Genomic DNA, 16,303 nt, shown 5'->3' with positions numbered 1-16,303 from the left:
TTGTATGTATAAGCATAGAAGTATGATGTGTTCTTAATGGTATTCTATTAATGCTGCTCTATTTGATGCTAAGCATTAATTAAAAGCCTGACATATCGCAATAGTTTGCTGAATCGTCCGATAGTTTTTATTGCAGGTGCCAATCTATATTAAGTTTACCTATTATGTAAGATGTGTTCCTTGCTTTCCCTTATTTTACTTGATCCACAGCTTGCCTATGAGGTACCTTCATAGGAGTGGAGTACCACAAATTGGAATGAGGAAAATTAATGAAATCTTGGAATCCGAACAGTTGGAGAAACTTCCCAATTGTCCAGCAGCCTGAGTACCCAGATCAGGCTGTTTTAAAGTCGATTGAAGCCGAACTGAATGCTGCACCACCATTGGTCTTTGCTGAAGAGACTCGTAGCTTATATAAAAGTTTAGCTGATGTTTGTGAAGGCAAAGCGTTTCTTTTACAGGGTGGTGATTGTGCCGAGTCGTTCAGTGACTTTAGTGCTACAAATATTCGTGACACATTCAAAACATTATTGCAGATGGCAGTGGTGTTAACATACGGCGGTAAATGCCCTGTGGTAAAAATCGCACGCATGGCAGGTCAGTACGCCAAACCACGTTCGTCAGACTACGAAACCTTTGACGGCGTTACGCTACCTTCATATCGTGGCGACATCATCAATAGTTTTGAATTTACGGAAGCAGCCCGCATTCCAGATCCTGCGCGTTTGATGAAAGCCTATCACCACAGTGCAGCCACCTTAAATTTATTGCGTGCATTTGCGCAAGGTGGTTTAGCCGATTTACATCAAGTGCATCGTTGGAATATGAGTTTCGTTGCCGCAAATCCATTGCGCGACAAATTCCAGAAAGTTGCCGATCGTATTCAGGAAGCGCTTGAGTTTATGGAAGTGTGCGGCATCTCAAGTAGTAATGCACCAAACCTGCGTGAGACTTCGCTCTATACGTCTCATGAAGCCTTATTACTTGGGTATGAAGAGGCACTTACTCGTCGCGACCACCTTACTGGTGACTGGTACGATTGTTCTTCTCACTTTGTTTGGATTGGTGAGCGCACACGTCAATTAGATCATGCACATATCGAGTTTTTCCGCGGCATCAATAACCCAATTGGGGTGAAGGTTGGTCCCGGTATGAAACCTGATGAACTAATTGAATTAATTGACGCGTTAAACCCTGACAACAAAGCAGGTCGTTTAACGCTTATTACTCGTATGGGCGCCGACATATTGCCTGAAAAGTTACCTGCTCTTGTTCGTAAAGTACAGCAGGAAGGCCGTAAGGTTATTTGGAGTTCAGATCCAATGCATGGCAACACAGAAAAGGCCAGCACAGGTTATAAAACGCGTAACTTCAATAACATCCTTACTGAAATCAGTCAGTTCTTCGCTGTGCATAAAGCCGAAGGTTCATACCCAGGGGGCGTACATTTAGAAATGACCGGCCAGCATGTAACTGAGTGTACTGGTGGAGCTTATGGCCTATCGGACGAAGATTTAGCACAGCGTTATCGCACACAGTGCGACCCGCGCTTAAATGCCGATCAAGTTCTAGAACTTGGATTCTTGATTGCTGATTTGCTCAAAGATGCCCGCGCACATCGCGCCAAGAAATAGATGAGAAAGGAGCCTACTGGCTCCTTTTTCAATCGTTAGTATTTTCGCCGCTCGAGCCCAGCCTCAGATATGATCTTAGCCGAGATTTCTTCTACCGAAAAGCACGTTGAATTTAAGTAGGGCGTGCGGTTTTTCTTAAATAGCCTTTCAACTTCCATGACTTCCATACGACATTGGCGGATAGATGCATAACGCGAATTGGCCATACGTTCTTCCCGAATCGCAGATAAACGTTCAGGACTTATGGTTAAGCCGAATAATTTATGTTTATACGGCAATAAACAGCGAGGATAACTTCCTGATTCCAAATCGTCTTCTGTCATTGGGTAATTCGCTGCTTTAATACCGTATTGTAAGGCTAGGTAAAGACTAGTCGGGGTTTTACCACTACGGCTTACACCGACTAATATAATGTCTGCTTTTTCATAGTCTTTAACGTTGGCGCCATCGTCATTGGCTAGCGCATAGTTCACCGCGTCAATTCGATAATCGTAACTTTTCTCGTGCATACTGTGGGTACGATGTACTTTTGGCACTGGCTCAAGCTTAAGTTCATGTTTAATTTGTTCACTAAATACTGAGAGAAAGTCATAGCAAACCGCATCGGACGATTTAATGATTTCCGATAGTTTATGGTTCACAAAGGTAAAAAACACCAGTGGCCGTTCACCTGATTTGGCTGCAGTTTGGTTGATCACCCGTTTTATTTCTTCTGCTTTTTCAGGCGTTTCAACAAATGGTATGGTGCGATGATTAAACTCTGTGGGGAATAAAGATAAAGTGGCGTGGCCAAATACTTCGGAAGTAATGGCTGTGCCGTCAGATATATAGAATGCAGTTCTCATTTTAACCTTTTGTTTCAAATTGGCGCCGATTTTGCGCCTGAAGGTTTACGGACATAAGGCCTCCAGTGTAGAATGCATGGGACCTTTTGGAAAGGGTCACTTTTCTCTCACATTATATACAAATTGTTTTGGAGACAGTTCCGTGCAAGACTACGTTCTCTGGTACCAAGAATTGGGCATGAATGATGTCCCAAGAGTGGGTGGTAAAAATGCTTCACTTGGGGAAATGATATCTAACCTAGCAAATGCAGGTGTACAGGTTCCCGGTGGATTCGCAACGACTGCAGCAGCTTATAACGAGTTCTTAGAGCAGTCCGGCATAAATGAGAAAATCCACGCAACTCTGGATGCCCTCGATGTCGATAATGTAACTGAACTCGCTAAGGTCGGTGCCCAAATTAGACAATGGATTATCGACACACCCTTCCAACCTGAACTAGACCAAGCCATCCGTGAGGCTTACCAAACTCTCCACGGAAATCCTGAATCTGATGTCTCCTTCGCTGTTCGTTCATCTGCTACCGCAGAAGATATGCCAGACGCTTCTTTCGCTGGCCAACAAGAAACTTTCCTTAACGTTCGTGGTATTGATGCAGTAATGACTGCAATTAAGCACGTATTTGCCTCTTTATTTAATGACCGTGCAATTTCTTACCGTGTTCACCAGGGTTATGACCATAAAGGTGTTGCATTATCTGCAGGTGTGCAGCGCATGGTGCGTTCTGATAAAGCATCCTCAGGTGTTATGTTTACCATTGACACTGAATCTGGTTTTGAAGATGTAGTATTTGTTACCTCAGCCTATGGTTTAGGTGAAATGGTTGTACAGGGTGCAGTTAACCCAGATGAATTTTATGTTCACAAACCAACGCTCACCAAAGGAAAGCCTGCGGTTGTACGTCGTAATATTGGTTCAAAAGCCATTCAAATGGTTTACTCAAACGATCTATCGCACGGTAAACAAGTTTCTATTGTTGATGTTGCATCAGAACTTTCAAACCAATTCTCAATTACTGACGAAGAAGTCCACGAACTGGCAAAACAAGCCGTGATCATTGAGAAACACTACGGTCGTCCAATGGACATCGAGTGGGCAAAAGACGGCAACGACGGTAAACTTTATATCGTACAAGCGCGCCCGGAGACCGTGCGTTCAAATGAAGACGCCAATGTGATGGAACGCTTCCAGCTTAAAGCACATTCAAAAGTTGTCGCTGAAGGCCGCGCCATTGGTCATAAAATCGGTTCTGGTGTAGTACGAGTACTTAACTCAATCGATGAAATGGACAAAGTGCAACAAGGCGACGTACTTGTTACTGACATGACAGATCCTGATTGGGAACCTATCATGAAACGCGCCGCTGCAATTGTCACTAACCGTGGTGGCCGTACATGTCACGCTGCGATTATTGCGCGTGAGCTTGGTATTCCAGCGGTTGTTGGCTGCGGTAATGCTACCGATCTGATTAAAAACAATCAATTAGTTACTGTTTCATGCGCTGAAGGTGACACTGGTTACATCTATGACGGTCAGCTAGAGTATGATGTGTTAACTTCGCGTGTTGATCAAATGCCTGATTTGCCGATGAAAATCATGATGAACGTAGGTAATCCGGACCGCGCGTTTGACTTTGCAAAATTACCGCATGCCGGCATTGGTCTTGCGCGTCTTGAGTTTATCATCAACCGCATGATAGGCGTGCATCCAAAAGCCTTATTGAACTTTGATGCACAAGACACTGACTTACAAACGACTATCAAAGATATGATGGCTGGTTACAGTTCACCAGTAGAATTCTATATCAGCAAACTCGTTGAAGGTATTTCTACCTTAGCATGTGCTTTTGCACCTGAGCGTGTGATTGTGCGTATGTCGGACTTCAAGTCGAATGAATATGCGAACCTTGTTGGCGGTCATCAATACGAGCCTGAAGAAGAAAATCCGATGATAGGTTTCCGCGGTGCATCGCGCTATATCTCTGAAGATTTCCGTGAATGCTTTGCACTTGAATGTAAAGCCATCAAGCGCGTACGCAATGATATGGATATGACTAACGTCGAAATAATGATCCCATTCGTGCGTACACTAGAGGAAGCAGCTCGTGTTATCGAATTACTTGAAGAGCACGGCTTGAAACGCGGTGAGAATGGCTTAAAAGTCATTATGATGTGTGAATTACCATCAAATGCGTTATTGGCAGAAGAGTTCCTAGAGTACTTTGATGGTTTCTCAATTGGTTCAAACGACTTAACGCAGCTAACGCTTGGCCTTGACCGTGATTCTGGTCTTATCGCTCACTTATTTGATGAACGTAACCCAGCAATTAAGAAATTACTTTCTATGGCTATCCAAACTGCAAAAGCCAAAGGCAAATATGTCGGGATTTGTGGCCAAGGACCTTCTGATCATGAAGACTTCGCTGCATGGTTAGTAGAGCAGGGGATTGATTCAGTTTCATTAAACCCGGATACAGTGTTAGAAACTTGGTTGTACTTGGCAGATAAATTCAAAGTGAATTAATCTCCATTCTCTTAAGTATTGAAGCCAGCGTACGCTGGCTTTTTATTTTTTCAGCCAGTTATCCATTTTGACACAGGCGATCTTGAATCCTTTTTGAGTTTTACGTAAGTAAGTCTTTGCTTTCTCGTTTACCATTGAAAAGCTTAGTAAAGCCGCGAGTAGGAATAGGATAGAAGGCCCAGGTACAACAACAAAAACCAAAGCCAATAATACAAATAGTGAACCAATAGCATAATAAAATAGTTTACTCATAATGCCTCCAAACTGAGTTTCTTTAACTATATTCAAACTGGCGCTGAATTCTATTTCAGATTGTTACAAAACATGAAAATCTCAATATTCAAACTGCAACAACATGCTACAATAGCGCAAAGCAATAATTTATTACCGTCATGATAGCCCAGCTTAGTCAACAACATACCGGCACCGCATTACTAAATCAGTATATCGCTACCATTAAAAAAAATGGGTTTAGTGGTGAAGCAGATACCAGTTATGCAACTCGTTTGGTAAACGCCACAGATAACAGTGTTTACCAAGAACTACCTCAAGCTGTAATTTATCCAAAAACCGTTAAAGACATTCAGGTTGCCATGCAAACCGCATCGTCCGAGCCTTTTTTGTCGTTAACTTTTGGCCCTCGCGGTGGTGGTACTGGCACCAATGGCCAGAGCCTAACACCAGGTATCGTTGTTGATTTATCAAAACATATGCGCGACATTCTTGAAATTAATGTCGAAGAACGTTGGGTAAAAGTTCAAGCCGGAGTAATTAAAGATCAGCTCAATGACTTTTTAAAACCATATGGGTTTTTCTTTGCACCCGATCTTTCAACCAGTAACCGCGCTACTATCGGCGGAATGGTAAATACCGACGCATCTGGACAAGGTTCGCTCGTTTATGGCAAAACGAGTGACCATGTACTTGGCTTAACTACTATTTTAGTCGATGGCACTGAGTTACATACCAGCCGAATGGAAACTGCCAAAGCAGAAATTTTGGCGGAGCAAGAAGGCAAAGTAGGTGAGATCTACCGTACCGTATTGACCACTTGCCGTAATAAACGCGAGCAAATTTTAGCTAAATTTCCGCGCTTAAATCGTTTCCTTACAGGCTATGACTTAGAACATGTCTTTAGTGACGACTTACTTACTTTTGATCTTGGCCGTGTCATTGCCGGGTCTGAAGGGTCACTTGGCATAGTCACTAGCGCTAAATTAAACATAACGCCTATCGCACCATTTAAAACGCTGATTAACATCAAGTACGACAGCTTTGATTCCGCACTACGCAACTCACCATTTTTGGTTGCTGCAAAAGCTACTTCGGTTGAAACCGTTGATAGCAAAGTGCTGAATCTTGCACGCGAAGATATTATCTGGCACTCAGTATCGGACTTAATTACCGACGTACCAGATAAAGATATGCAAGGCTTAAACATGGTCGAGTTTAACGGCGAAACACCGGAAGAAATCGCTGATAAAGTCGAGACTTTGTGCCATAAGCTGGACGAGTTAATTGCCAATAAGCAAGCTGGTATCATAGGTTATCAACGTACCAGTGATAAAGCCGATATTTTAAAGGTTTACGCAATGCGTAAAAAGTCGGTAGGCTTGTTAGGTAATGTAAAAGGCAAGCAAAAGCCAATTGCATTTGCAGAAGATACAGCCGTACCACCGGAAAACTTAGCAGATTTTATCGTCGAATTCCGTCAACTTCTTGATAGCAAAGGTTTGTACTACGGTATGTTTGGTCACGTCGATGCTGGGGTACTGCATGTTAGACCAGCTTTGGATATGTGTGACCCTGAACAAGAAAAGCTGTTACGCGAAGTTTCAGATCAAGTCGTAGCACTGACTGCCAAGTATGGCGGTTTGATGTGGGGTGAACATGGCAAAGGTTATCGGAGTGAATATGGCCCTCAGTTTTTTGGCGAAGAATTATTTACCGAGCTGCGCCGCATTAAAGCTGTGTTTGATAAAAATAATAGACTTAACCCAGGTAAAATTTGCACTCCACTGGACAGTAACGACAAACTAGTTTCTGTTGATGGACAAAAACGTGCTTGGTTCGATAAGCAAATCGATATTCAAGTAAGAGACAGTTTTGATAATGCTATGACCTGTAATGGTAACGGTCTTTGCTATAACTATGACGAACAATCGCCTATGTGTCCGTCATATAAAGTCACCAAAGATAGACGCTACTCGCCAAAAGGCCGTGCGGGTCTAATGCGTGAATGGTTAAGACTGCAAGAAGAGGCTGGCGTAAAACTACTTGAAGAAGAACAGCAATTATTGAAAGGTGAAGGGAATTCATCTTGGTGGGAACGATTTGTTTTCACTCGTCGACGTAATAAAGGCGAATATGACTTCTCACATGAAGTAAAAGATTCCATGGACCAGTGTTTAGCTTGTAAAGCGTGTTCAACAGCCTGCCCAATAAAAGTTGACGTACCAACTTTCCGTGCTCGGTTTTTAAATTACTACCACAGTCGTTACAATCGTCCAATCAAAGATTATTTAGTTGCCGGCATTGAGCAATCAGCGCCATTGATGGCCAAAGCTCCTCGCTTACTCAATACGATAACACAACTTGCACCTGTGAAATTATTGATTGAAAAAGGCATCGGCTATGTTGATACGCCGCAGCTCAGTGTGCCCACATTAGCAAATAGAATATCGGACATTTCGAAATTCGACCAAGTTCAATTTGAAACATTAAGTGAAGCCGAGCAGAGGAAAGCGGTATTTATAGTCCAAGATCCATTTACCAGTTTTTATGAAGCCGAATTAGTTGAAGCTTTCGTAAAATTAATTAAGGCACTTGGCTATACGCCGTATTTGTTACCATTTTTACCAAACGGAAAACCTCAACACGTAAAAGGTTTTCTAAAAGAGTTTCGTGCAACAGCAAAGAAGGCAGCTGACTTTTTAGAATCAGTCTCTGAATATGGCGTCCCGTTGGTTGGGCTTGATGCATCTTTGGTTATGGTATATCGCGATGAGTACAAGCAAATTCTAAATCAAAAAGAGCGCGGTGACTTTAACGTGTTGTTGGCACATGAATGGCTAGCAAAAGTTGATGCTACTGCACTCAAGATACCTTCTACACAAGAGAAGTCTTTTACGTTGTTAAGCCACTGTACTGAAACCACCGCATTACCCAATACGACCAAAGTCTGGCAACAGTTATTCAAAACTCTCGGCTTAGAGTTAAAGACACCAGCTACTGGGTGCTGTGGTATGGCAGGAACTTATGGCCATGAGCAACAACATCAAGAAAACTCAAAGCAACTTTATGACATGAGTTGGCAGCCAATTATTGCGAAACATCAACCAAATCAAATTCTGGCTACCGGATTTTCTTGCCGCTGTCAGGTAAAACGATTTGAAGGGCAAAAGCCAAAACATCCGATTCAAATGTTGGCTGAATTGCTTAATTAATTGCGTAACCAGAAATTGAAAAGAGGGGTTATACCCCTCTTTTACTTCAACAACACCTAATTTAACATAATTTAAGAGTGAGGTAGATTTGACTATTTTCTCAACTTATTGAATTAAATCTTCCGCTTCAAACCAGACTTTGCGCGTTCCTTAATATTAGTTTGAATATAAATTTGATCCGTTGTGGCTATTTTAGCGTGGCCTAAATCTTCAGATAAATGCTTTAGAGGTCGTACTTGCGCGTCATGAGTTGCACCGGTATGACGAAGCCAGTGCGCAGTAGCCGCTTCTAATTGCTCAGCTTCATCAGTAAAACCATCACGTAATAGCGAATCACGCGCAAGATCAAAACTTTCTTGTACTAGCCTACGAAGTTGCCTTACCGTCATGCCTCCTTTACCACGGATCTTATGAATAACAGGGAAGGGCTCATCAACGCGGGGGAGGGCAGTCAAGCCACGATATAAACGGTATCGTTTTAGATAAGTAAGGAAGTCTTCACTTATCGTAACATCCCTAAGTTTGTTACCCTTTCCCATCACTCGGAAAAACCAAAAACCGTCTGCATCTTGCCAGAAATGGCTCATCACCGGTGACCACTGCGGCCGCTCTGATAATTCTGAGATACGCAGATACAATCCTTTTAAGCAGGCAAGGGTGAATAGATTCCGCTCAAGCTCTGGCCTTTGTTCACACAAGTCTCGAGTCACGCCAAAAACATATTCCCATTGCAAGTTACTCAACGTATCTGGCATGTTAATCTGTGATTGCACCACAAGATATGGTGAGTTCTTTTTTACTACTGGTACAAAGTTGGCAGAGGTTTTTTCTTCTAAGATAGCAAATTTGTAAAATACATTTAACGCAGTAAACATCGCAGCCAAAGTTTGTTGGCTAACTTGATGATCTTTAGCGATAAAAGGGCGCCATAGCGGATTAACCTGACGAATACTCAAATGCTCTTTGTAACGCCATTGGACCGAATCAGAACACCAATCAGATTTGGGTTCAAGCATAAAATCAACATAGGCTTCGATATCTTCGCGCTTTAACTCCAGCACTGCTTGGCCATTAATCAGCCATGCCCAAAGATAAAAGCGTTCCAACTCATTGCGAAATCGGTTAAAAGTACCTTCTGACTTACGCCCATAAACATACAGAAACTGGTAGAGAAACAGCAACTCTTGTTCAGCGTTTGGGATCTCTTCATTTACTTTATCAATAAATGAGGCGAGTTCAGGGTATTCAGACGCCAAAGTCGCATCTTCGAGATGCGCAATTTGATAGCGAAGTTGTTTTAAGGTGTCTACCAATGGAGTGAGCTGCATACAATCTCAAAGCAAAATGAGTGTGCTGTTATTTTAGTGATTATGTCCGATACTGTCTAGTATTGGACATTGTAAAGCAAAGCTTTTGTAAAAGTGTGGCTAGTTGGATTTACTTAATAATTGATAGAGCTTAATTGCAGCTAATACCACTCCACCAACCACAACACCAATAATGAAGTTTGTAACTAACTGCAAAGGCAACTCAAGCCAGCTTTGATCTTGGCTGATTAAACTTACAACCGTTTCTGCGGAATGATGTAGCGGCACAATGCCATGAGAGAAAATTTCCCCGCCAATGAGCAAACACGCCAGCATACCGATAAAAGATAACGACGTCAGCAGATATTGAGAGCCAACAAGTAAGGTTTGGCCAAACTTTAAGCGCATTCCAACCTTAGCTTTTGCTTGTTGGTTACGGATAATCGCCAGAGCCATATCATCCAATTTCACAATAAGCGCAACCAAACCATAAACTCCAACCGTCATTAACACCGCGATTAAGCTCAGTACCGCTATTTGCTTGGTAAACGCTTCCGACTGAATTGCTCCTAGCGCAATGACAATAATTTCTGCGCTTAATACGGCGTCCATTTTAATAGCCGCGCGGATCTTGGTTTGCTCAAATGCTAATAGTTGCGCAGGCTCCCCTTGAACCGCATCAATAAGCTGTGTTTGATGACTGTCATCTTCGCTTTGACGATAATGCAGTAACTTTTCCACGCCTTCATAACAGAGAAATGCCCCACCGAGCATCAAAAGCGGCGTGATAAGAAATGGCATAAAATAGCTGAGTAGCAAAGCCACCGGCACTATCACAGCTTTATTGAGTAACGAGCCTTTTGCAACCGCATAGACTACAGGTAGCTCTCGCTCTGGGCGAATATCACCGGACAAACTTTGCGCGTTTACCGCTAAATCGTCCCCTAATACTGGCGCAGTTTTACTCGCTGCGACTTTGGTTAAGAATACAATATCGTCAAGAAGCGCAAAAAATGAAGTACCAGCCATTTGTTTTATTGTCCTTGAAAAGCGATTAAACCACTCTAGCCCATCAAGCTTGCAATTACTATGAATTCACATACATTTATGCTGGGTTATTGATATTGCTACCAACTTGGAGCGAACAATGCAATTGCGATACTTATTGCCGATGCGCCTACTCCTATCTACTGGGCTATGTGTGCTAACTGCTGTAGCTTGGGCAAACAACACTGCCGAGGCAATTAAGTTACGACAAGATGTCTTCCAGTCTACTATCTCCCTGGCAGACTTAAAGGTTGTACATCATGACTTTATTCGCGCCACGCACTTCAACGAGTTGTTTGCACTACTGAGCCAAGGGCCTCATTTTGCAACCAACAACAGCCTTCCGCGCTTTATAAAACAAAGTTACAAGTCCAAACAGAATGTGCGATTTCGTTATTCAATTCGCTTACCCCATGATTATCAGCCATCTAAGACTTATCCATTATTGGTTTTTTTACACGGCGGTATAGACCGCCCAGCTTGGCAAAACTCACAGCAATGGTGGATTGATTTGCCTAACGAATTTGCTGATCAGGCAATTATATTGTACCCCTCAGCTTGGCGCGATAAACCTTGGTGGCACTTTGCACAGCTTGAAAATATACGCGAGCTACTTAAGCTTGTTAAACAAAGTTACGCGGTAGATACTAATAAAATATATTTAAGCGGGATCTCCGATGGCGGCTCAGGCAGCTATTATTTAGCGTCTCACCTTGCGGACCAATTTGCCGCAGTGGGCCCATTTATTGGCAGCCCAACAGTACTTGCTGCACCACGCAATCAAATGCAGGGCAATGTATTTGAACTAAATCTTGCTAACTTGCCTTGGTTGATCATCAATGGCGAGCAAGACAAGTTATACCCCGCAGAACAAGTAGGAAAGTTTATTGATTATTTGCAACAGTTTGGTGATGGCTTTGAGTTCGCAGCGGTGCCAGGCGGGCATTCGCTGCACACCGTCCGCGAAAACTGGCAACAAATGGCAGAGTTCTTGAAGTCCCAACAACGACCGCCACTTTCTCAGGACGTCAAACTACAAGTTGAAAGCAATTCCCTTTACAACCGCCACAGCTGGCTGATTGTTAACTTTTCAGGAGCAACCCATTTGGCAAATATCCCTAATGGGCTAAAACGAGACTCTGCACCGAGCGTTATAGTCTATGCGAAACAAACCGACAATCACGTGACATTACAAGCTTCACAAGCAACTGAGGTGATTTTGTTATTGTCGCCTTCACTGTTTGATTTTACCAAACCCATTACAGTAACAGAAAACGGCAAGACACTATTTTCAAAACAGCTTGAGCCAAGCAAAGCCACACTGCTTAAGTGGGCAAAATCTGATTTAGATCCAAATAGATTGTATGCCGCTGAACTTGAAATTCAGCTAAGCGGCAATTCAATACAATAACCGATATAGGCTAACTTTCTAGGAATTGCGTAGGGAGCGGCCATGCTGTTTGTAACACCTCGCCGTTCCAAGTTTCTATAGTGAGCCAAATTTTATCTTCACTATTGAAAGTTTGGCTAGTCAAGGCGTGAACGTGCTGACCATGTTTTGTACCGTGCAAAATCCCCAGTTCATAACTGCGAAATTCATTCAACGATAATGCTTGCGCACCAATGTTTACATAGGCTTGACGAATGTTGTCTACCTCGCCTTGGTTGAACATAAACAAAAAATCTTTCACGTACAAACCATCATGTCGATATGGTGCTCTTTCATCAAGCGGCATAGGGACAATAGTAAACTCACCTATAGTTTGCGCAGTCAACGCTTCCGGGAACTTGGGATTTAATGTTTGGTAAAAATACCAAGCTGGCAGCACCAGTAAAAATGCATTGAGCCAATATTTGTAACGATCAAACAAACGCTTGAATGTATTCACTAGTTAGCTCCTACTAAGGTTTCACTAAGCCCGGTTTGCTGCATCCTCTTATTGCGAATTGAATACATAATAAACCCAGTAATAGACATCGAAGTTAGAATAGCACCAAACAAAAACCATACTAGCTTGCTCCAAAGGCCGCCCCAAGTGCCGTAATGGAGTGGGTCGGCAATATGCAATAAAGTTTGCACTAGGTTCATGTCGTTCGGGGAGCTTTGCGCAACAATGTGTTGGGTAACAGGGTTAACCGCGACATTGATGCTGTAATCGTCGTAGAGCACATAACCGTCTGACGCGCTGATCTTAAGCGTATCGCGATTGTGTTCAGGCATCATAATATAGCTCGGCCTCAGCTCTGGAAATATTGGCTCAAGTGCTTGTAATGTTTGGTCAATAGTCAGGTAATTGCTGTTACTGTCAATGGGCGCGGTTGGCATTTCATCTGCAGCCAATACGGTATGAGGCTCAAGTTCATAACCACTGTGCCACATTATGCCTTGCGCTAAATACCAACCGCCAGTCAGCGACATAACCGCCATAAACCAAATTGACCAAACACCGCTGAGTTTATGAAAATCAGCAGCGAATGTACGTGGCCCTTGGTGGGTACGAAGTTTAGGATTAAATAAGGCTTTCCAAAACTTTTTGTAGACAATTAAACCTGTGATCAAAGCGCCCAACAATAAAATCGACATTGCAGACACTAAGTAATAGCCCACGCTATAACCTTCTTGCCACGGGAATAGCAGCCAACCATGGAGGTAACGCATAAAATTGATAAACGTGACACCATTATTCACTTCCTGCACTTCACCTGTGTATTGGTTGAGATAGGCAAGTGCATAAGGTTTATCGCTATCGGTAAACATCACTACATGGGTGAGATAAGGCTCGCGTAAATTCAGCCCCATCACATCCGCACTTGGATGTTGCTCTTGAAATAAACGCAACAACTCACCCGCAGAGCGCTCCGGTAACTGTTCAGGGTTCACCGCTCGAGCAGCAGGGTTGGTTAACCAAGTTAGTTCGTGGCTGATAACAGCGATAGTACCTGTTAAGCAAATCACACAAAACAGCAGCCAAATTGGTAAAAAACACCAGCCGTGTAATTTGAACCAGAACTTATTTGTCAATTTTTTTGCCATCAATCGCACTCTGCATTTTTTGTTATAACCAAACTGGAACGGTTTGAGTTGTTTTATCAATAAGCTAACAATTATAAAATCCAAAGTCAGATAATAGCAATAGTTATCATTTATCTTTACGGTGAGTTGACTTAAAACATCGATAAATACATATAAAATCATCAGGAAAGTGGAATAACTTCTCCTAGACCAACCAGTCTCAACATAGTAAATGTTTGATACACTGTCGGAATTAAAATAAGAACATTCCAAAAATTCCTGCTACTTTCATCGCTTTGCTATTGCTAATCATTACTATTTACAATAGCATTGTTTCATTCTTTGCATCAAACTTACTAAACATAATGAAAAATGCGCTTCCAAATTTAGTCTCTACCGCTGTTATCACAGCACTTGCAAGTTTTTGCGCTTCAAGCTTTGCCGAAACCAATCAAGACATTGAAAAAATCACTGTTACAGGTAAGTACACGGTTAATGAGGTAATAGATACGGCAACGGGACTTGGCTTAACACTGCGCGAAACCCCGCAGTCAGTCAGTGTATTAACAGAAAAACGCATTCAAGATCAAGCACTTGATACTTTGGTTGATGCTGTACTCAATGCAGTTGGGGTTTCAACTAAAGAGATAGATAACGTTCGTAACACCTTGCAATCACGCGGCTTTGATATCAACAACTATCAAATTGATGGCGTACCACTTTCTTGGAGTTTGGCAGGCGATTCTGGCGAAACCATTGCCGATGTGGCGATTTACGAGCGCGTTGAGTTTGTGCGTGGCGCCACTGGTTTATTGACTGGTGCGGGCGACCCATCTGCCTCTATCAACTTAGTGCGCAAACATGCTGACAGCACTGAGCTTACTGGTTTTGTTGATCTTGCGATTGGCAGTTGGAATGACCGCCAAATTACCGCAGATGTTGCCAATGCGCTATCTGCGGATGGCAGCTTACGTGGCCGTGTGGTGGTAAAGCATGAACAAAGCAACTCCTACACAGATTTGTTATCAGATAAAAGCAGCGTACTTTATGTGGTGGCAGAGAAAGACTTATCTCCTCAAACCTTATTGCGTGTAGGGGCGAGTTACCAAAACAACCAACCAACCAGCCCTACTTGGGGTGCGTTGCCAACCTTTTTCTCGGATGGTAGCAAAACAGATTGGCCGGTAGAAAAAACCACCGCCGCGAATTGGACGCAGTGGGAAACCACTGGCACTAACTTTTTTGCCAATATTAACCATACCTTTGGCAACGGCTGGATGTTAGTTGCCAATTACAACAAACTCACCTACGAGCAAGACACCGAATTACTGTACCTTTTTGGTACAGTGGATAAAACAAGCGGCGAAGGGCTTTCGTCATGGCCATATAAAAGTAGCGGTAAAAGCCAGCAAGATAGTTTTGATATCCAATTAAAAGGCCAATACAGCCTGCTAGAGCGTGAGCATGACTTTGTGGTTGGCGCGCTGTATAGCGAACAATCTGCTGACACCAAAACATTTGCGCCACTCACTAACGCCTTTTTACCTGTGGGCAACTTTTATGAATGGAATGGTGTGTTCCCAGAGCCAGATTGGAGCAACGAAAGCACAGTAGCGCAAGATATGGATACTGAGCAAAAAGGCTTTTACGCTGCTACGCGCTTAAACCTAACCGACAGTTTTAAACTCATTGCCGGCGGTCGCATAGCCAGTTGGCAACGTGAAGGCGTCAGCTATGACGTAACCACTGACTTTGGTGATAACGGCGTATTTATTCCATACGCCGGCGCGCTCTACGACCTTACTGAACAGCACCGCGTTTACGCAAGCTACACTGAAATCTTCCAGCCACAAAATGCTCAAGATAGAAATGGTAAATTCCTTGCGCCGATTAAAGGTAAGTCTTATGAAATCGGCCTAAAGAGTAGCTATTTAGACGATAGATTACATACCACTTTTGCTCTCTTTGAAATTCAACAAGACAACCTAGCCCAAGACGATGTCGGTTTTATTGTACCTGGTACAGTTAATACCATTGCCCAACTTGCGGCAGAAGGCGCAAACAGTAAAGGCTTTGAATTTGAAGTGGTTGGTCAACCTGTCGATGGCTGGAACATTCACCTCGGCTATTCACAATTCAAAGCGCAAGATGCCGCAGGCAAAGAGATCAATACCGACAACCCGCGTAAACAGCTCAAGCTATTTACCACCTATCAATTCATTGATTTACTGCCTGAGCTGACCTTGGGCGGCGGGGTTAACTGGCAAAACGATACCTATTCAGCTACTAATATCGACCCGATTGTGCAAGATGCTTACGCAGTCATCAACTTAATGGCAAGTTACGAGGTTACCAGCAATATCAAAGTGCAACTCAACCTTGATAACCTAGGTAATGAGAAATACTACAGCCAGATAGGATTTTTTGACCAGTACCGCTACGGTGCACCAAGAAATTACTCTTTAAGCTTAAACTATCGTTTCTAAGCTT

Annotated in this window: 11 protein-coding genes; 5 read left to right on the top strand and 6 right to left on the bottom strand. The window is 43.0% G+C overall.

The window, feature by feature from the left end:
* Nucleotides 1–269 precede the first annotated feature (269 nt).
* A complete protein-coding gene (locus tag ACFOEE_RS08550; protein WP_377123199.1) occupies nucleotides 270–1,634 on the top strand; it encodes a class II 3-deoxy-7-phosphoheptulonate synthase in 1,365 nt (454 codons plus the stop codon).
* Between the two features lie 35 nt (nucleotides 1,635–1,669).
* On the opposite strand, the gene ppsR is transcribed toward ACFOEE_RS08550, so the two are convergent.
* On the bottom strand, nucleotides 1,670–2,479 hold the full coding sequence (gene ppsR / locus ACFOEE_RS08545; protein WP_377123197.1) for a posphoenolpyruvate synthetase regulatory kinase/phosphorylase PpsR: 810 nt from the start codon (nucleotides 2,477–2,479) through the stop codon (nucleotides 1,670–1,672).
* Between the two features lie 142 nt (nucleotides 2,480–2,621).
* Here ppsR and ppsA point away from each other — a divergent pair, with 142 nt between their 5' ends.
* Nucleotides 2,622–5,000 carry a phosphoenolpyruvate synthase gene (gene ppsA, locus ACFOEE_RS08540; RefSeq protein WP_377123195.1) on the top strand — a complete coding sequence of 793 codons (2,379 nt, stop codon included), beginning with the start codon at nucleotides 2,622–2,624 and terminating at the stop codon, nucleotides 4,998–5,000.
* Between the two features lie 42 nt (nucleotides 5,001–5,042).
* Here the strand turns inward: ppsA and ACFOEE_RS08535 are convergent, their stop codons facing one another.
* Nucleotides 5,043–5,252: a hypothetical protein gene (locus tag ACFOEE_RS08535; protein WP_377123193.1), complete on the bottom strand. Its 210-nt coding sequence runs from the start codon at nucleotides 5,250–5,252 to the stop codon at nucleotides 5,043–5,045.
* 140 nt (nucleotides 5,253–5,392) lie between these two features.
* Between ACFOEE_RS08535 and ydiJ the strand changes: the two genes are divergently transcribed.
* A complete protein-coding gene (gene ydiJ / locus ACFOEE_RS08530; RefSeq protein WP_377123191.1) occupies nucleotides 5,393–8,446 on the top strand; it encodes a D-2-hydroxyglutarate dehydrogenase YdiJ in 3,054 nt (1,017 codons plus the stop codon).
* 113 nt (nucleotides 8,447–8,559) lie between these two features.
* Here ydiJ and ACFOEE_RS08525 read toward each other — a convergent pair whose 3' ends face one another.
* Nucleotides 8,560–9,774 carry a tyrosine-type recombinase/integrase gene (locus ACFOEE_RS08525; protein WP_377123189.1) on the bottom strand — a complete coding sequence of 405 codons (1,215 nt, stop codon included), beginning with the start codon at nucleotides 9,772–9,774 and terminating at the stop codon, nucleotides 8,560–8,562.
* Nucleotides 9,775–9,873: 99 nt separating this feature from the next.
* The gene (locus tag ACFOEE_RS08520) at nucleotides 9,874–10,782 is read right to left on the bottom strand and encodes a DUF808 domain-containing protein (protein WP_377123187.1); all 909 of its coding nucleotides are present in this window, start codon (nucleotides 10,780–10,782) and stop codon (nucleotides 9,874–9,876) included.
* A gap of 118 nt (nucleotides 10,783–10,900) precedes the next feature.
* Here ACFOEE_RS08520 and ACFOEE_RS08515 point away from each other — a divergent pair, with 118 nt between their 5' ends.
* Complete coding sequence (locus tag ACFOEE_RS08515; RefSeq protein ID WP_377123185.1) at nucleotides 10,901–12,211, top strand: alpha/beta hydrolase-fold protein; 1,311 nt, start codon at nucleotides 10,901–10,903, stop codon at nucleotides 12,209–12,211.
* 10 nt (nucleotides 12,212–12,221) lie between these two features.
* On the opposite strand, the gene ACFOEE_RS08510 is transcribed toward ACFOEE_RS08515, so the two are convergent.
* Nucleotides 12,222–12,689, bottom strand: a complete 468-nt coding sequence (locus ACFOEE_RS08510) for a hypothetical protein (protein WP_377123183.1) — start codon at nucleotides 12,687–12,689, stop codon at nucleotides 12,222–12,224.
* Nucleotides 12,689–13,834 carry a PepSY-associated TM helix domain-containing protein gene (locus tag ACFOEE_RS08505; RefSeq protein ID WP_377123181.1) on the bottom strand — a complete coding sequence of 382 codons (1,146 nt, stop codon included), beginning with the start codon at nucleotides 13,832–13,834 and terminating at the stop codon, nucleotides 12,689–12,691. Before ACFOEE_RS08505 ends, ACFOEE_RS08510 begins: the two co-directional genes overlap by 1 nt.
* A gap of 344 nt (nucleotides 13,835–14,178) precedes the next feature.
* On the opposite strand from ACFOEE_RS08505, the gene ACFOEE_RS08500 reads away from it, so the two are divergent.
* Complete coding sequence (locus ACFOEE_RS08500; protein ID WP_377123179.1) at nucleotides 14,179–16,299, top strand: TonB-dependent siderophore receptor; 2,121 nt, start codon at nucleotides 14,179–14,181, stop codon at nucleotides 16,297–16,299.
* Nucleotides 16,300–16,303: the final 4 nt, after the last annotated feature.

The sequence above is a fragment of the Pseudoalteromonas fenneropenaei genome (assembly GCF_042643375.1).
Lineage (GTDB): Bacteria > Pseudomonadota > Gammaproteobacteria > Enterobacterales > Alteromonadaceae > Pseudoalteromonas > Pseudoalteromonas fenneropenaei.
This window is presented reverse-complemented; position numbering and strand designations above follow the sequence as displayed.